We start from the raw sequence: 17,061 nt of genomic DNA, 5'->3' as shown, positions 1-17,061 counted from the left end.
GGGATTAACAAAAGTCAATTTTAGAAATTATCTCATTTCCAAATTAGCATAATCCCAATTTATAATCGTATTTTTGCATCGTTTTTTATACAATTACAATACAAATCATAACAGCATGAATCAAACAAAATATATTTTTGTTACTGGCGGTGTGACTTCTTCATTAGGAAAAGGAATTATCGCGGCATCATTAGCAAAATTGTTACAAGCCAGAGGATACAGAACAACCATTCAAAAGTTCGACCCTTATTTAAATGTTGATCCGGGGACATTAAACCCTTATGAGCACGGCGAATGTTATGTAACAGATGATGGAGCTGAAACCGATTTGGATTTAGGTCACTACGAGCGTTTTCTTGACGTTCCTACTTCTCAGGCTAATAACGTTACTACAGGAAGAATCTATCTTTCGGTTATTGAAAAGGAGAGAAGAGGAGAGTTTTTAGGGAAAACAGTTCAGGTAGTACCTCATATTACCAATGAAATTAAAGACAGAATGCAATTGCTTGGTCAATCAGGTGATTATGATATTGTTATTACTGAAATTGGTGGAACCGTTGGAGATATTGAATCATTACCATACATTGAATCTGTTCGTCAATTAGTTTGGGATTTGGGCGAAAATAATGCTATTGTAATTCATTTAACATTAGTTCCTTACTTAGCAGCAGCGGGTGAATTAAAAACAAAACCAACACAGCACTCAGTAAAAGCTTTAATGGAAAGCGGTATCAAAGCTGATATTTTAGTTTGTAGAACAGAACACGAAATTTCGAATGATATTCGTGCTAAATTAGCTTTGTTTTGTAATGTAAAAAGAGAAGCAGTTATTCAATCTATTGATGCATCTACTATTTATGAAGTACCTAATTTAATGCTTGAAGAAGGTTTGGATGTAGTAGCACTTAGAAAACTAGACTTACCTAAAAAAGCAGCTCCGGATTTAAAACACTGGAATACCTTCTTAAAAAGAATCAAAAGTCCAAAACATACTGTAAATATTGGTCTTGTTGGAAAATATGTTGAAATGCAGGACTGTTACAAGTCTATTTTAGAAGCTTTTATTCATGCAGGAGCGGCTAATGAAACAAAAGTAAATGTCATTTCAATTCACTCAGAATATATTGACGAAATAAACGTAGCCGAAAAATTCAAAGATTTAGATGCAGTTCTTGTAGCTCCGGGATTTGGAGAAAGAGGAATTGAAGGAAAAATTGCTGCAGTGCGTTATGTTCGTGAAAACAAAATCCCATTCTTTGGTATTTGTTTAGGAATGCAAATGTCGGTTATCGAATATTCAAGAAACGTATTAGGATTAACGGAAGCCAATTCGACTGAAATGAATCCAGAGACTAAAAATCCGGTAGTGAACTTGATGGAAAGTCAAAAAACAGTTACTGATAAAGGAGGAACAATGCGTCTTGGAGCCTGGAAATGTGAAATCAAACCAGACACTTTGGCTTATAAAATTTATGGGCAAACTACTATTTCTGAGCGTCACCGTCATCGTTATGAATACAATAACGAATACCTTGATGCGCTTCAAAATGCAGGATTGAAAGCTTCAGGAATCAATCCGGATACTGGTTTAGTAGAAATTGTAGAAGTTGAAGATCATCCATTCTTCATTGGTGTACAATACCATCCGGAATACAAGAGTACAGTAGTTAATCCGCATCCTCTTTTTGTAAACTTTGTGGCAGCAGCTGTAAAAACAAGAAAAAAATAGTCATCTATTGTTAAAAAATAGAACCCAATAATTTGACACAATAAGTCAGAAAAATAATTTGTATAAAAATGGAAGAAAAAAAGTTTGACCCCAATTCACTGATTGGTTTTATATTGATTTTCGGTATATTACTTTGGATAATGTATCAAAACAAACCTTCTGAGGCAGAACTTGCTGCAGAAAAAGCCAAAAAAGAATTGGTTGCTCAAGAAGCTAAAGTTAAAGAGAATGCTGCAAAATTAACTGCGGCTCCAGTTGCAACTAATGATACTTTACAATTAGCAAAATTGCAAAAAACTTTAGGAAGTTTTGCTTATTCAGCTACTTTACCTTCAGCAAAAGAAGGATTCACAACTATCGAAAACAAATTAGTAATCTTAAAAATAGCTAATAAAGGTGGATACATTGCCGAAGCTACTTTAAAGAATTTTGAGCGATCTAAAAAAGGATCTGGGGATTTAGTAAAATTGATTAAAGATAATAATGCGCAATTCAACTTAGAATTGGCAACAGTTGATAATCATACTTTAAATACTAAAGATCTTTATTTCGAGCCAACTTTAACAAAAAATGGTGAAGATCAAATTTTGACAATGCGATTGAAAGCTTCGCCAACAGCTTATTTAGAATATAAATATGTGTTGAAAGCTGATGATTATATGTTGGATTTCGACATTCAGTCACAAGGTTTGAATACGGTTTTAAAAACTGCAAAACCGATACAATTAGAATGGGATTTTAAAACCTATACTAATGAAAAAAGTATTTCTTACGAAAACCGTTATTCAGAAGTTTATTTCGAATACGAAGATGGTAAGACTGACTATTTAGGTCAGGGAAATGATAAAACTGAAACAGCTGAAGAGGTTAGTTATGTAGCTTACAAGCAGCATTTCTTTTCTTCTATTTTATTGTCTTCAACTCCGTTTAAAACTGCCGAATTGTATTCTAACAATTTAGTGAAAGATGATAAGGTTGATACTACTTTTACAAAACAATTCAAAGCTACTTTACCATTAGCATTCAAAAACGGAGAAATAGACCAAAAAATGAATTGGTACTATGGGCCTACTGATTATAAGTTATTAAAATCTTATGATAGAAATTTAGAAGACATCGTAGCTTTAGGTTGGGGGATTTTCGGTTGGATAAACCGTCATGCTTTCATTCCTATGTACGGATTTTTAAGTATGTTTATTTCTCAGGGATGGGCTATTGTATTGTTTACTATTTTGGTAAAATTATTGATGTCTCCTGTTACTTATAAATCATTTTTGTCTCAGGCTAAAATGAAAGTGTTGCGTCCTGAAATTACTGAAATTGCTGAGAAGTATAAGGATGAACCAATGAAAAAACAGCAGGAAACAATGAAGCTTTACAACAAAGCAGGCGTGAATCCTATGGCGGGTTGTGTTCCCGGTTTGCTGCAAATGCCCGTCTTTTATGCTTTGTTCCAATTTTTCCCAGCTGCAATTGAGTTAAGACAACAAGGATTCTTATGGGCAGATGATTTATCATCATTCGATTCAGTTTATAAATTGCCTTTCCATATTCCGGCTTATGGAGATCATATTAGTTTATTCCCTATTTTAGCTTCTATCGCTATTTTCTTCTATATGAAAATGACAACAGGAGATCAACAAATGGCAGCACCGCAACAAGAAGGAATGCCAGATATGGCTAAAATGATGAAAATAATGGTGTATATTTCGCCATTAATGATGTTGTTGTTCTTTAATAGTTATGCATCAGGATTGAGTTTGTATTATTTTATTTCGAATACAATTACAATCGGAATCATGTTAGTAATTAAAAACTACATTATCGATAGCGATAAGATTCATGCTCAAATTCAGGAAAACAAAAAGAAAGAGCCTAAGAAACAAAGTAAGTTCCAACAAAAATTGCAAGAAGCAATGGAACAACAAGAAGCTATGAGAGCTCAAAAGAAAAAGAAATAATACAAATCAAAAAATCTCGAATTATCGGGATTTTTTGGTTTTAGAGATAATTTATAATTCGATTAATACGTTTAGTTTAAAAAGTATTTTTTATGAAAATGAAATATTGTTTTAGTTTGATTGTATTTGTGTTTTTTGGGTTCGCTACTGTTCAGGCGCAGAATGCTTTTAATAATTTGGATGCCAACGGAAAAAAAGACGGATTATGGAAAGGTGTTTATCCGGAGTCTAAAAGACCGCGTTATGAAGGAACTTTTTCGCATGGAAAAGAAATAGGTGAGTTTAAATTTTTTGATGATACCAAAGCAGGAACAATCATTGCTACCCGAACTTTTAATGCTAACGACAATGTTGCTTACACTGTTTTTTATGACCAGCGAAAGAATAAAGTGAGCGAAGGAAAAGTAATCAATAAATTGTTTGAAGGCGAGTGGAAATATTACCATTTAGGCGCAACAACAATTATGACAACCGAAAATTACAAAAACGGTAAATTGGAAGGCTTACGTTCGGTATATTTTCCAAGTGGAAAAATAGCTGAAGAAACTTATTATAAGGATGGTTTGAAAAATGGCAGTTCTAAAAAATATTCCGAAAAAGGATTTGTACTGGAAGAAGCTACTTTTAAAAATAATCAGTACGACGGAATGGTTATTTTTAAAGATGTTGATGATAAAATTGTTTCTAAAGGGAAATTCACCAATGGTAAAAAAACAGGAATTTGGCAGTTCTTTGAAAATGGCAAATTAACGCAAGAAGTCAACATGAGTAATCCTAAAAAATAAAACTTGATTTTGATTGTAAACAGCTTTAGAATTAACAATAGTTAGGCATAAGATTCGGTTGAAAACTTTGTACCTTTGCATCCTCATAAAATAAATTTTAGAATGAAACGTGTTGTAGTTGGACTTTCGGGTGGTGTAGATTCAAGTGTTGCAGCTTATTTGTTGCAGCAACAAGGTTATGAAGTGATAGGTCTTTTTATGAAAAACTGGCATGATGATTCGGTTACTATTTCGAATGATTGTCCGTGGCTAGAAGATAGTAATGACGCTTTGTTAGTGGCTGAAAAATTAGGAATACCATTTCAAACCGTAGATTTAAGCGAACAATACAAAGAAAAAATCGTTGATTATATGTTCAACGAATATGAAAAAGGACGAACTCCAAATCCTGATGTATTGTGTAATCGTGAGATAAAATTTGATGTTTTCATGAAAATCGCTCTAAGTCTTGGTGCCGATTATGTGGCAACAGGACATTATTGTCGCAAAAGCGAAATTGAAGTTGACGGAAAAGCAGTATATCAATTGCTAGCCGGAGTAGATAATAATAAGGATCAGTCTTATTTTTTGTGCCAATTATCACAAGAGCAGTTAGCAAAATCACTTTTCCCAATTGGTGAGTTAACAAAGCCTCAGGTTCGTGAAATTGCTGCCGAAATGGAATTAGTAACGGCAGAAAAGAAAGATTCACAAGGTTTGTGTTTCATAGGAAAAGTACGTTTGCCTGAATTTTTACAGCAAAAATTACAGCCTAAAGACGGAATTATTGTCCAAATTGACAAAGATAATCCGGTTTATAATACTACAGTTTCAGACGACTTAAATACTGAAGAAGCTTTGGCATTAGCAGCAAAACCTATTCAATATACACCTGAAATGGGTAAAAAAGTAGGCAAGCATCAAGGTGCTCATTATTTTACTATTGGTCAACGAAAAGGATTGAATGTGGGCGGTACAGCCGAAGGTTTGTTTGTAATTGCAACCGATGTTGTCTCGAATACAATTTATACCGGAATGGGAAGTCATCATCCGGGGTTGTTTAGAAAAGCCTTGTTTATCGAAAAATCAGAAGTGCATTGGATTCGTAAAGATTTGGCTTTAGCCAATGGAGAAACGATGAAAGTAATGGCTAGAATTCGTTACAGACAGCCTTTACAAGAAGCTACTTTGCATCAATTTGAAGATGGGATGTATGTTTCTTTTAAAGAACCACAATCCGCCATTACCGAAGGACAATTTGTAGCCTGGCATTTAGGCGAGGAATTAGTTGGCTCTGGTGTGATTTCTTAGTGTAGCTTTCGAAAATAAATAATATATTTAAGTGATTAATTCTTTTAGTAATTAGTCACTTTTTTTATAAAATGAAATCTGAAAAAGAAATTGCTATGAATAGAATAACCACACTTTTTGATATCAAATATCCTATAGTTCAAGCCGGAATGGTTTGGGTTAGTGGTTATAAACTAGCCAGTGCAGTGAGTAATGCAGGCGGTTTGGGTTTGATAGGTGCAGGGTCAATGTATCCTGAAGTTCTGAGAGAGCACATTCAGAAATGTAAAAAAGCTACTTCGAAACCTTTTGGAGTAAATATTCCTATGTTATATCCCAATATTGAGGAAATTATGCAGATTATTGTAGAAGAGAAAGTAAAAATCGTTTTTACATCAGCAGGAAATCCAATGACCTGGACCTCTTATTTAAAAAAACATGGTATTACTGTTGTTCATGTGGTGAGTAGTACCAAATTTGCTCTAAAAGCACAAACAGCAGGTGTAGATGCTATTGTTGCCGAAGGTTTTGAAGCAGGTGGTCATAATGGGCGTGATGAAACCACTACTTTTACTTTGATACCAATGGTGAAAGAACAAATAAAAATTCCTATTATTGCAGCCGGTGGAATTGCTACCGGAAACGGAATGCTTGCAGCAATGATTCTTGGTGCCGATGGAGTTCAAATAGGAAGTCGTTTTGCTGCTTCGACAGAATCTTCAGCACATGAAAATTTTAAACAAATTGTTTTAGATACTAAAGAAGGCGGAACGCAGTTAACATTAAAAGAGTTAGCTCCGGTTCGTTTGATTAAGAATAAATTTTTTGAAGATATTCAGGAACTGTATGCACAATGTCCAACTAAAGAAGATTTAGAAAAATTATTAGGAAGGGCTCGTGCCAAAAAAGGAATTTTTGAAGGGGATTTGGTTGAAGGTGAATTAGAAATAGGTCAGATTGCAGGATTAATTCACGAAATAAAACCAGCGGAATCGATTGTTAAAGATCTCATGAAAGAATACCAAATAGCTAAAAAAGAAGTTGTCCATTTTTTATACTAAAGAAATTGTAATGACACGAATAAAATGCTTTTACATAAGCTTACTATTTTTAGGAATTGGCCTGCAGCAATCCTATAGTCAAACCTATAAATTCCGGACTTCTGGTTTTAGCGTTTTAGAAAAAAACGAAAAAGGGAAATGGGGCAAATGGTCTGATTTGAGTCTGGTGAATATTTCAGTTACTTTAGATACTGATAAAAACAGAATTGTTGTTTATTCCCGAAATATTCAATTGTACAACATATTGACTTACCAACCGGAATCTGAATCAGAAACTGATTTAGTGTATTCATTTATTTGTAAAGACAACGATGGTGTAGATTGTACTGTTTCCATCATCACCCGAAAAAAACAGGAAAACCGAAAGCAATTATACATTACTTACAGCGATCACGTAATTGTGTATAATATTTTTACGATGTAGCTTTCTCAGAGTTGAAAAAAAATACCGCAAATTCGCGAATTATAGCATCTTTAAGATGTTTTGAAATTTGCGAATTTGCGGTTGAAACTTAATTTATTCCTTGAAGATACTATTTCAAAAAGAGTGTTATTACTCACTTTCAATATCTTTTATAAATTCATCATATTCCAGATAAAAACGCTCTAAAGCATCCATTTTTTCATTGTAAAAGTCAAAAATGGCATCCCAATAGTTGCGATTACTAAAGCCTACACCTAATTTTTCAACCCAAATTCGGCTAATTGTTTTTCCGTTTTCTAAAACATAATCTTTTTCGAAAACTAAATCACTAATAAATTCTTCTTCTAAAATACCTTTTAAAGCTTCCAATTTTTCGAAGTAACCCAATCTTTTTTCGTTATTGCGATGTTCAATGTCAATAAGAACCTGTGCTTTTTTATTGTCAACAAAAAATTTAAAAGAGAAATCTTTGATTTTAGTGTCATATAACATCCATTTTCTGGGATATTTTTCAGCAAAAGTAACCCAGAATTCTCGTTTTAATTTTTGTGTTTCTTCTTTACTATACATTGTGAAAATTTTGGCTTTAGAAAAATTGTGCAAGCTTGCTTTCTAAAGTATATTTATGTTTTTATTTGCAAAAGTAAACTTTGATTATGGATTTTCAATATTTTTTAAATTATATACCTAAAATAGTTCAATCCTCTCTTTCGGGAGAAGTTTCGCATGAAAAAATGATGCCTTTAGAACGGAAAAAACTTTTGGAAAAAGTAAATTTAAAAGAAAATCCAGCTAGAGAAGCTGCTGTAACCATGTTGTTTTATCCTAAAAATAACGAAACTTATTTGGCTCTGATTGTTCGAAATTCATATAACGGAATTCATTCGGCTCAAATTGCTTTCCCCGGAGGAAAAATCGAAACCGAAGATGTTGATTTTAGTGCTACCGCTTTACGTGAAACCGAAGAAGAAATAGGAGTAAGCCGCAATAAAATTGAAATTGTAAAAGCATTTACTCCGGTTTACATTCCGCCAAGTAATTTTATGGTGTATCCTTTTTTAGGGATTTGTAGTGAAGAAATTGATTTTGTTTTGGATCCAAAAGAAGTTGCTGCCCTTATCGAATTGCCTTTGGATTTATTTAGAAGTAATGCAATTATCACGGTCGAAAATTTATCAACTTCCTATGCTTCTTTTATCGAAGTTCCTGCTTTTAAAATCGGAGAGCATATTGTTTGGGGAGCCACAGCAATGATGTTGAGCGAATTGAGAGATGTTTTGAATAATGTTTTGCCAGACAACTATTAAACTTCTCCAATAATATTTTTGTAATTTTGTAGATTAATTTTTAAAGCACAATACAAGTTTATGGGACTTATTAAAAGAAATCCTTTTGGACATATCTTATTTCTAAAAAAATGGTTAATCCGTGTTTTTGGAAGCTGTACTCATAGGCGATATCATGGTTTTAATGATTTGCAAATTGAAGGTTCGGAAATTATTCGAAATTTACCTGATACTAATGTACTTTTCATTTCTAATCATCAAACTTATTTTGCCGATGTTGTGGCAATGTTCCATGTTTTTAATGCCAGTTTAAGTGGTCGAATTGATTCTATAAAAAACATTGGTTATTTATGGCAGCCAAAAATGAATATTTATTATGTAGCTGCCAAAGAGACGATGCGTTCGGGCTTGTTACCCAAAATATTGTCTTATGCAGGGGCAATTCCGGTAGAAAGAACCTGGCGTTCTGAGGGAGTTGATGCTGTCGAAAAAAAAGCAGTCAATCCTAATGATACCGAAAACATAAAAAAAGCGCTTGATGATGGCTGGGTAATAACTTTTCCGCAAGGAACGACCCGTTCTTTTAAACCTGTTCGAAAAGGAACCGCGCATATTATTAAACAACATCGACCTATTGTAGTTCCTATTGTAATTGATGGATTTCGCCGTTCTTTTGATCGAAAGGGAATTCGAATGAAAAAAAAAGGAATTTTACAGTCTTTTATTATCAAAGAGCCACTTCAAATTGATTATGAAAACGAGTCGATTGAAGAAATTGTTGAAAAAATAGAATATGCTATTGAGCAGCATCCTTCTTTTTTAAAGGTAATTCCAGCCGAAGAGTTAGAAGAACAAGAGCAATTAAATAAACTGCGTCAATGGGAAATAGAATAATAAAAGAGAGTTAAATAAACTCTCTTTTTTGATTTAATTGGGTTCTAAACTTTATACTTTGTATCTTTAAGAAAATGTAATAAAGTTGTTGTTTATGAATATTCCCCATACTGATTTACCCAGAATTGTAATTATAGGCGGCGGTTTTGCCGGAATCGAAGTTGCCAAAGAATTGAAAAATAAAAAAGTTCAGGTTGTTCTTCTGGATAAACATAACTACAATACGTTTCAGCCTTTATTGTATCAGGTAGCAACTGGCGGACTCGAAGCGGGCTCTATTGCATTTCCTATTCGAAAAATAATTCATGAATGTGATGATTTCTATTTTAGGCTCACCACAGTTCAGGAAATTGATACAGTAAATAAAAGAGTCATTGCCGAAATAGGAACTTTAGATTATGATTATTTGGTCATCGCTACAGGTTCTAAGACAAACTATTTTGGCAATAAAGAAATTAAACGCAATAGTATGGCAATGAAAACCATACCGCAGTCGCTTAACATTCGCAGTTTTGTCTTAGAAAATTTTGAACAAGCAGTTTTGACTAAGGATTGTGAAGAAAAAAACAGTCTTATCAATTTTGTAATTGTGGGAGCAGGACCCACAGGAGTGGAATTAGCAGGTGCATTGGCCGAAATGAAAAAAGCTATTCTACAAAAAGATTATCCGGATCTGGATATTACCAGAATGGAAATCAATTTGATTCAAAGCGGTGATAGAATCCTGAATACAATGAGTGAGAAATCATCGGCAGCTGCTGAGAAATTTCTATTAAAATTGGGTGTGAAAATCTGGAAAAACGTCAGAGTTACTAATTATGATGGCCGCACGATTACTACTAATTCTGATTTAAGTTTTGAAACCGCAACTCTTATTTGGACAGCCGGTGTTCAGGGATCTTTGGTTTCGGGTTTAAGCGCTGATGCTTTGGTAGAAAGGGTAGAGCGTATTCGGGTGAATCAATACAATCAGGTAAAAGGTTATGATACGATTTTTGCCATTGGCGATATTGCTTCTATGGAAACAGAAAATTATCCCGAAGGACATCCTATGATGGCACAGCCTGCTTTACAACAAGGAAAATTACTGGGTAAGAATATTATAAAATTAATCCAGAATCAAGAGATGAAACCTTTTGAATACAAAGACAAAGGTTCAATGGCTACTATCGGACGCAACAAAGCAGTTGTCGATTTGCCTAATTATCATTTTAATGGTGTTTTTGCCTGGTTTGTCTGGATGTTTATACACCTGTTTTCATTGATTGGTTTCAAAAATAAAGCAGTGGTATTTCTGACCTGGGTTTATAATTATATCCATTTTGACCGTGAAGGACGCCTGATTATCCGACCTTATAAAAAGAGAACTTTTACTAGTTTTACCAGTGACGAAATTTAATTAGCTAAAATTACAAAGGTTTGTTATGGTAATAATTCACTAATAAATTTACAAATTTACTATAGCTGTACATTCCATCTTTTTGCTGATTTAACTTTAAATAGTGGTCATAAAAAAAGTGAAAACCTTTTTCTATTGGGGTTTCATATTGCCTCCAGAATTCCCGACTTTCGGCATAATTTTTTAGAATACCGGGATGAACCGTTTTTAGTAACTGAGTATATAATTTTTCGTTTCGAATGTACCAATTGTTCAAGCAATAGCGTAATGCAAAACTATATCCGGAATATTTAAAATACAAATCGTTGTTGTGTACCGACGCCAGAAAACCAATAAAATTGCATTCGCTTTCACTGGCATATCCCATTTGATGCGCCATTTCATGACAACTTGTGGTTGGGAAATTATGCATTGGCATCAAATAATTTACCTGAGCTTCATTAGTAAAAGGATTTAAATAGCCACCAAAACCCATATAAGTTAGCGGTAAACTAAACAGGGATTTTTTTATACTAAGATTCGAATAAGCGAAAAAAGGATATTGCGTTCCTAAAGCTTTATAACCGTCCATGTTTTTTACAAAAGCAACTTCTTTTGAGTACGGAAAAACAACTTTCAGGCTGTCATTTTGAGTTATTTCACTATGAATTTCGTTTGTTTTTGCAATTATTTTTTGGGTGAAATCTAATAAATCAGCATCCGAATAATCGCGTTCAATTTTCATTTTTTCGAAAAGAGGAACTCTGTGATAATTCACTGCCCAAAGAAAATAAAAGAAAAAATGAAAGATGGAAATAACACTCAAAACCGATAATAATTGATTTTTCCAGTTCAGTTTCCTCCCGAAGCTTCGGGATCTGTTGTTCCAAAACCATTTTATGGCTAATAAAATTAGTATGAAATAAAGTATATCACCTATTGAAAACGGAATCCATCCAAAAATGATTCTCGAAAAATTCGAAATTATCGGATAGATGCCATTGCTGTAAAATGCCTCGACAGTTTCTGGAAAAAACGGAATTATTTTAAGAATTATAATCTGAAAAATCAGAAATAAAGGAAGGATGTATTTACGTTTCAAAGCAGCATTTTTATAAACGTAAATATAATTACAATAATCAATTTAATACCTAAAATGGATTTTAAACTTTGTAACTTTGAGTTTTTAATCGAAAAAACAGCACAAAATATGAGTCAGGAAATACGAAATTTAGAGCCTAAAGAATTGTGGAATAATTTTGCCAATTTGAATGCAGTGCCCCGACCTTCTAAAAAAGAAGAGCGTGTGGTTGCCTTTATAAAAGACTTTGGTAAAAGTTTAGGATTAGAAGTTTTTGAAGATGAAGTTCATAATGTAATTATCCGAAAACCCGCCACATCAGGGATGGAAAATCGTAAACCGATTGTATTACAAGGTCATTTAGATATGGTGCATCAAAAAAATGCCGATACCATTTTTGATTTTGAAAAACAAGGAATCGAAATGTATGTGGATGGTGACTGGGTGCGCGCCAGAGGAACAACTCTTGGAGCAGATAATGGATTAGGAGTTGCGGCAATTATGGCTGTTTTAGAAAGTAAAACTATTGCGCATCCTGCAATTGAAGCTTTGTTTACAATTGATGAAGAAACGGGAATGACAGGCGCAATGAATTTGAAAGGCGGTTTGCTTCATGGAGAAATTCTATTGAATTTAGATACCGAAGAAGATGACGAAATAGACATTGGATGTGCTGGTGGAATCGATGTTACAGCTGAAGCAGAATATGATGAAGAGGAAACGCCTGATTATTCTGTTGGATATTCGATTACTGTAAAAGGATTGAATGGCGGTCATTCAGGAATTGATATTCATAAAGGTTTAGGAAATGCTAATAAAATCATGAACCGATTGCTGTATGATGGTTTCGATAATTTTGGCTTGCAAATTTCAGAAATTCAGGGAGGAAGTTTGCGTAATGCTATTCCGCGTGAAAGTGTTGCCAAAGTAATTATTGCTTCGGTTTATGATGAAGCTTTTGTTTTTGATATGCAGCAAATTGTTAGCGAAATTAAAAATGAGTTAAAAACCACCGAACCGAATTTAGAAATTGTTTTCGAAAAATTGAAAACAACACCAGCAAAGGTAATGCCTTCCATTGCGCAATATTATTTTGTACGTTCCATGGCGACAGCTGCAAATGGTGTTCACAGAATGAGTGCTGATTTTGAAAATTTGGTTGAAACATCTAATAATATTGCCAAAGTGATTCTTGGGAAAGGAAAATTATCTGTACAATGTTTAACGCGTTCTTCGGTTGAATCAGCTAAGTTTGATTTGGCTAACGATTTGCGTTCTGCTTTCGAATTGATGGGGTGTGAAGTCGAAATTTCAGGTTCTTATCCGGGCTGGACGCCAAATCCTGATTCGGAGATTTTAGCAACTTTAGTTCCGATTTATGAAAAACTAAATGGAGAAAAACCAAAAGTAGTAGCTTGCCATGCAGGATTAGAATGTGGAATTTTAGGCGCTAATTATCCTGATATGGATATGATTTCTTTTGGGCCAACTATTCATGGAGCGCATTCGCCAGATGAAAGAGCAAGTATTAGTTCCTCTCAAAAATTCTGGAAGTTTTTAATCGAGATTTTGGCGAATATTCCGGTGAAGTAATTAGTATTCAGTGTTCAGTTTTTAGTGTTCAACGTTTGGTAACTGAATACTAAAAACTGAACACTGAGTACTTTTTTTATTTCTTTTTCAAGACTTTGTATTGTTCATAACAGCCGCTGATAGCATCCATAATTTGGAGGTCATTTGCGGTTTGAATAAAAGATTCTGAATAATTACATCGCTGTAATATTTCTGGAATTTCGTCTTTGCTTATACCAAGAAGTACGGCAATGGTTTCACGGTCAAATTTAGATTCTAAAAGAGTACGAACCGTGTCGTCCTTTTTCATATCTTTCATTTTCTTGAGTTCGTTTCCTTTTTTTCCAAAAACATTGTACAGCATATCGGCAGGATTAAAGATAGAACCCAAGACTTTTCCAAAGGCTCCAGGCGAATATTCTCCTGCTTCATAACCGTTATTTAAGCCTGATATATTATAGCGGTAATTGTTATTTGTAGGGATGGTTTTAGAATCAACTTCGAGATAGCCTGTTAGATTAAATGGTCGGATAACGACTTCTTCCAGTGCTATGGCTTTTTCTGTCAGGAAAATTTTAGCCACCCTATTTTTTATCCAGTCATTAGTTACTTTTACTCTTAAAGATTGGAATCCAAGAAGAGAAAAATGTAAGGTATCAGTAGGATGGACATCGATTTCAAAGTAACCGTTTAAGTCAGTTTTTGAGCCTCTTACTTTGTTTATGTTGATGATGTTAACTCCTGATAGTGGCGTTTTTCCGTTATCATTATAAACGTAACCTGTTACCTTTTGAGAAGCAATTTTTTCTTGAGCAAAAGTCGGTACGATTAGTACCAAAAAAAAGAAAACTACAAAATATTTCATAAACTGTTTTAAAACTCTAAAAGTAGTAAAACGGCTTTAAATATTTTGTAGTTTATTATTTTAATTATAAGAAAATTAACTAAAGGGTTTTAGTCTCTTCTTGGTCTTCTTGGTCTTGATGAATCTCCAAAACTTTCAGAACGTCTAGGAGCTCTGTCAGATGAACCTTCTCTTCTGGAAGAACCTCTTTCGCTTCTGAAACCGCCTTCTCTTGGAGCTGAGTTTCTTTCACTTCTAAATCCTCCACCAGAACCTTCTCTTCTTGGAGCAAAACTACCTTCACGTCTTCCGCCTTCGCGTCTTCCTCCAGAATTTCTTCCGTTATGATCACGTCTTCCGCCACCATCATTTTTAGAAATCTCAACATTGATACGACGTCCTTCTAGTTGAACGTTGTTCAATATATCCATTACTTTATCAGTATGTTCTGGATCAGTATTAAAGAAAGAGAAACCTTCTTTTACATCTACTTTGAAAACATCATCACGACCTAAGTCTAATGTTTCTTTCAGGTAATCTTTTAATGACATCCAGTCGAAGTTATCTCTTGAACCAATGTTTACAAAATATCTTGTAGCGCCGCCATTGTTGTTTTCTCTTGGAGCGCGATCGTCACCACGTTCACGTCTGTCAGAACCTGAAGCTGAGATATCTCTTGTTTTCTTGTAATAATTGATGAAACGGTTAAATTCAACAGAAACCATTTTCTTAATCAATTCTTCTTTAGTTAAACCTTCAAGAACGTCATTGATAGCTGGTAAATAGTTGTCAATTTCGTGATCAACCTCAGTATCTTTGATTTTATTAGCTAAGTGCAATAATTGAATTTCGCAAATTTCGATTCCAGAAGGAATTGTTTTCTCTTCAAATTTTTGTTTGATGATTCTTTCGATAGACGAAATTTTACGCAATTCACTTTTAGTTACAATTACGATCGAAGTTCCTAATTTACCAGCACGACCAGTTCTTCCTGAACGGTGGTTATAAGTTTCAATTTCGTCAGGTAATTGATAGTTTACTACGTGAGTTACGTTATCAACATCGATTCCACGGGCAGCAACGTCAGTTGCAACAAGCATCTGGATTTGTCTTCCACGGAAAGATTTCATTACACCATCACGTTGTGCCTGAGATAAATCTCCGTGTAAAGCTGCAGCGCTGTATCCGTCTTCGATTAATTTTTCAGCAATAGCCTGAGTATCACGTTTTGTTCTACAAAAAACTACTGAGAAAATGTCCGGGTTAGCATCGGCTAAACGTTTCAAAGCTTCGTAACGGTCACGTGCATTTACTAAGTAAAATTCGTGAGAAACTGTTGCTGAACCTGAGTTTTTAGTTCCAACAGTGATTTCCTCCGGATTACTCATGAATTGTTTTCCAATTCTGGCAACTTCTGCCGGCATAGTTGCAGAAAACAACCAGGTGTTTTTCTCGTCTGGGGTAGTTGAAAGGATGTTTACGATATCATCATAGAATCCCATGTTCAACATTTCGTCTGCCTCATCAAGGATACAGTAATTAATCTGAGTGATGTTTACTAATCCTCTGTTAATCATATCCTGCATTCTTCCTGGAGTAGCCACAATAATTTGTGCTCCTCTTTTAATGTCTCTCGCTTGTTCTGTAATACTAGCTCCTCCGTAAACTGCTACCACATTAATACCTTTTTCGTATTTAGAGTAGTTTTTAAGTTCGTTGGCAATCTGTAAGCAAAGTTCGCGCGTTGGAGATAAAATCAACGCCTGCGTATTCCTGTTGTCGGCATCAATTTTTTGGATAACTGGAAAACCAAAAGCTGCCGTTTTCCCTGTCCCAGTCTGAGCCAACGCAACTAAATCTGTATCTTTTTCCAATAATAGGGGAATCGCTTTCTCCTGTACTTCTGACGGATTCTCAAATCCTAGATCAACAATCGCCTTCAGTAACGATTCACTTAATCCTAATTGTTCAAATTTATTCATATGTATTTTTAAAATAGGGTGCAAAATTACTGTTAATAATCCATATAAACTAATGCAATTCTAAGTTTTAATGATTTAATATCTTTTGATTATCAGAAAGTTATGTTTTGAAACTGAAAACACAACTTTAATTTTTCGAATTTTAGCAGCAAACTATGGTGTTCTTTGTAATAAAAATGAATAAAAATATTGAATTTCAACAGATTATTTTATTTCGTTTAAATAAGAAATAAGTAATTGAGTAGCTTTTCCTCTATGACTGATTTCGTTTTTGGTTTCTAATGAAATTTCGGCAAAAGTTTCCTGATAACCTTCCGGCTGAAAGATAGGATCATATCCAAAACCTTGATTTCCTGATTTTTCGGTAGTGATCTTTCCTTTGGCAATTCCAGTGAATAGCTGTTGAGTTCCGTTAATGTTTAAGGCAATTACGGTTTTGAATTGCGCATTTCTGTCTGTAGTATTTTTTAAAGCTTCCAAAAGTTTATTCATGTTATCATTGGAATCTTTTTGTTCTCCTGCATATCTTGCAGAATATACTCCTGGTTCTCCATTTAAAGCTTCTACTTCAAGACCGGTATCATCAGCAAAACAATCGTAACCGTATTTTTCAGTAACATAATTGGCTTTTAAAATAGCATTTCCTTCAATAGTATCAGCAGTTTCTGGAATTTCTTCATGACAGCCAATAGCTTCCAGACTTAAAATTTCTATACCGTTAGGTAGTAATTGCTGAATTTCTTTGATTTTGTTTTTATTATTAGAAGCGAAGACTAGCTGCATAGTGTTTTGTTT

15 protein-coding genes are annotated in these 17,061 nt (G+C 34.1%); 10 read left to right on the top strand and 5 right to left on the bottom strand.

What is annotated here, in order from left to right:
• The first annotated feature begins 115 nt into the window (after positions 1-115).
• The 6 genes from FEM21_RS04370 (at position 116) to FEM21_RS04345 (ending at position 7,229) form a co-directional block, all read left to right on the top strand.
• Positions 116-1,729, top strand: coding sequence for a CTP synthase (locus FEM21_RS04370; RefSeq protein ID WP_035658264.1), 1,614 nt, complete (start codon positions 116-118; stop codon positions 1,727-1,729).
• A 68-nt stretch (positions 1,730-1,797) separates the two neighbouring features.
• Positions 1,798-3,690, top strand: a complete 1,893-nt coding sequence (yidC, locus tag FEM21_RS04365) for a membrane protein insertase YidC (protein ID WP_035658261.1) — start codon at positions 1,798-1,800, stop codon at positions 3,688-3,690.
• A gap of 92 nt (positions 3,691-3,782) precedes the next feature.
• Complete coding sequence (locus FEM21_RS04360; RefSeq protein WP_316930338.1) at positions 3,783-4,475, top strand: toxin-antitoxin system YwqK family antitoxin; 693 nt, start codon at positions 3,783-3,785, stop codon at positions 4,473-4,475.
• 102 nt (positions 4,476-4,577) lie between these two features.
• Positions 4,578-5,765, top strand: coding sequence for a tRNA 2-thiouridine(34) synthase MnmA (mnmA, locus tag FEM21_RS04355; protein ID WP_035658259.1), 1,188 nt, complete (start codon positions 4,578-4,580; stop codon positions 5,763-5,765).
• Between the two features lie 95 nt (positions 5,766-5,860).
• The gene (locus FEM21_RS04350) at positions 5,861-6,805 is read left to right on the top strand and encodes an NAD(P)H-dependent flavin oxidoreductase (protein WP_035658412.1); all 945 of its coding nucleotides are present in this window, start codon (positions 5,861-5,863) and stop codon (positions 6,803-6,805) included.
• 10 nt (positions 6,806-6,815) lie between these two features.
• Entirely contained in the window at positions 6,816-7,229 is a 414-nt protein-coding gene (locus tag FEM21_RS04345) for a hypothetical protein (RefSeq protein ID WP_035658257.1), read from the top strand.
• Between the two features lie 129 nt (positions 7,230-7,358).
• Here the strand turns inward: FEM21_RS04345 and FEM21_RS04340 are convergent, their stop codons facing one another.
• Positions 7,359-7,799, bottom strand: a complete 441-nt coding sequence (locus FEM21_RS04340; protein WP_035658409.1) for a DUF4268 domain-containing protein — start codon at positions 7,797-7,799, stop codon at positions 7,359-7,361.
• 86 nt (positions 7,800-7,885) lie between these two features.
• Between FEM21_RS04340 and FEM21_RS04335 the strand changes: the two genes are divergently transcribed.
• From FEM21_RS04335 to FEM21_RS04325, 3 genes are all read left to right on the top strand, one after another.
• Positions 7,886-8,536, top strand: coding sequence for an NUDIX hydrolase (locus FEM21_RS04335; RefSeq protein ID WP_035658255.1), 651 nt, complete (start codon positions 7,886-7,888; stop codon positions 8,534-8,536).
• A gap of 60 nt (positions 8,537-8,596) precedes the next feature.
• Complete coding sequence (locus FEM21_RS04330) at positions 8,597-9,409, top strand: lysophospholipid acyltransferase family protein (protein ID WP_035658253.1); 813 nt, start codon at positions 8,597-8,599, stop codon at positions 9,407-9,409.
• 94 nt (positions 9,410-9,503) lie between these two features.
• The gene (locus tag FEM21_RS04325) at positions 9,504-10,808 is read left to right on the top strand and encodes an NAD(P)/FAD-dependent oxidoreductase (RefSeq protein ID WP_035658250.1); all 1,305 of its coding nucleotides are present in this window, start codon (positions 9,504-9,506) and stop codon (positions 10,806-10,808) included.
• A gap of 10 nt (positions 10,809-10,818) precedes the next feature.
• Here FEM21_RS04325 and FEM21_RS04320 read toward each other — a convergent pair whose 3' ends face one another.
• Positions 10,819-11,889 (bottom strand): DUF3810 domain-containing protein, encoded by a 1,071-nt coding sequence (locus FEM21_RS04320; protein WP_035658248.1) that lies wholly within the window; start codon positions 11,887-11,889, stop codon positions 10,819-10,821.
• A 108-nt stretch (positions 11,890-11,997) separates the two neighbouring features.
• On the opposite strand from FEM21_RS04320, the gene FEM21_RS04315 reads away from it, so the two are divergent.
• A complete protein-coding gene (locus tag FEM21_RS04315) occupies positions 11,998-13,461 on the top strand; it encodes an aminoacyl-histidine dipeptidase (RefSeq protein WP_035658407.1) in 1,464 nt (487 codons plus the stop codon).
• Positions 13,462-13,537: 76 nt separating this feature from the next.
• On the opposite strand, the gene FEM21_RS04310 is transcribed toward FEM21_RS04315, so the two are convergent.
• The 3 genes from FEM21_RS04310 to FEM21_RS04300 form a co-directional block, all read right to left on the bottom strand.
• Positions 13,538-14,305, bottom strand: coding sequence for a carboxypeptidase-like regulatory domain-containing protein (locus FEM21_RS04310; protein ID WP_035658246.1), 768 nt, complete (start codon positions 14,303-14,305; stop codon positions 13,538-13,540).
• A gap of 89 nt (positions 14,306-14,394) precedes the next feature.
• Entirely contained in the window at positions 14,395-16,266 is a 1,872-nt protein-coding gene (locus tag FEM21_RS04305) for a DEAD/DEAH box helicase (protein ID WP_035658244.1), read from the bottom strand.
• A 204-nt stretch (positions 16,267-16,470) separates the two neighbouring features.
• Complete coding sequence (locus FEM21_RS04300) at positions 16,471-17,049, bottom strand: non-canonical purine NTP diphosphatase (RefSeq protein ID WP_035658241.1); 579 nt, start codon at positions 17,047-17,049, stop codon at positions 16,471-16,473.
• Positions 17,050-17,061: the final 12 nt, after the last annotated feature.

This window comes from Flavobacterium seoulense (assembly GCF_000695795.1).
GTDB classification, from domain to species: Bacteria; Bacteroidota; Bacteroidia; order Flavobacteriales; family Flavobacteriaceae; genus Flavobacterium; species Flavobacterium seoulense.
This window is presented reverse-complemented; position numbering and strand designations above follow the sequence as displayed.

Coding starts and splice junctions, on each gene's coding strand:
- FEM21_RS04370 (WP_035658264.1), top strand. CDS start 116: ATGAATCAAACAAAATATATTTTTGTTACTGGCGGTGTGACTTCTTCA.
- yidC (WP_035658261.1), top strand. CDS start 1,798: ATGGAAGAAAAAAAGTTTGACCCCAATTCACTGATTGGTTTTATATTG.
- FEM21_RS04360 (WP_316930338.1), top strand. CDS start 3,783: ATGAAAATGAAATATTGTTTTAGTTTGATTGTATTTGTGTTTTTTGGG.
- mnmA (WP_035658259.1), top strand. CDS start 4,578: ATGAAACGTGTTGTAGTTGGACTTTCGGGTGGTGTAGATTCAAGTGTT.
- FEM21_RS04350 (WP_035658412.1), top strand. CDS start 5,861: ATGAATAGAATAACCACACTTTTTGATATCAAATATCCTATAGTTCAA.
- FEM21_RS04345 (WP_035658257.1), top strand. CDS start 6,816: ATGACACGAATAAAATGCTTTTACATAAGCTTACTATTTTTAGGAATT.
- FEM21_RS04340 (WP_035658409.1), bottom strand. CDS start 7,799: ATGTATAGTAAAGAAGAAACACAAAAATTAAAACGAGAATTCTGGGTT.
- FEM21_RS04335 (WP_035658255.1), top strand. CDS start 7,886: ATGGATTTTCAATATTTTTTAAATTATATACCTAAAATAGTTCAATCC.
- FEM21_RS04330 (WP_035658253.1), top strand. CDS start 8,597: ATGGGACTTATTAAAAGAAATCCTTTTGGACATATCTTATTTCTAAAA.
- FEM21_RS04325 (WP_035658250.1), top strand. CDS start 9,504: ATGAATATTCCCCATACTGATTTACCCAGAATTGTAATTATAGGCGGC.
- FEM21_RS04315 (WP_035658407.1), top strand. CDS start 11,998: ATGAGTCAGGAAATACGAAATTTAGAGCCTAAAGAATTGTGGAATAAT.
- FEM21_RS04310 (WP_035658246.1), bottom strand. CDS start 14,305: ATGAAATATTTTGTAGTTTTCTTTTTTTTGGTACTAATCGTACCGACT.
- FEM21_RS04305 (WP_035658244.1), bottom strand. CDS start 16,266: ATGAATAAATTTGAACAATTAGGATTAAGTGAATCGTTACTGAAGGCG.
- FEM21_RS04300 (WP_035658241.1), bottom strand. CDS start 17,049: ATGCAGCTAGTCTTCGCTTCTAATAATAAAAACAAAATCAAAGAAATT.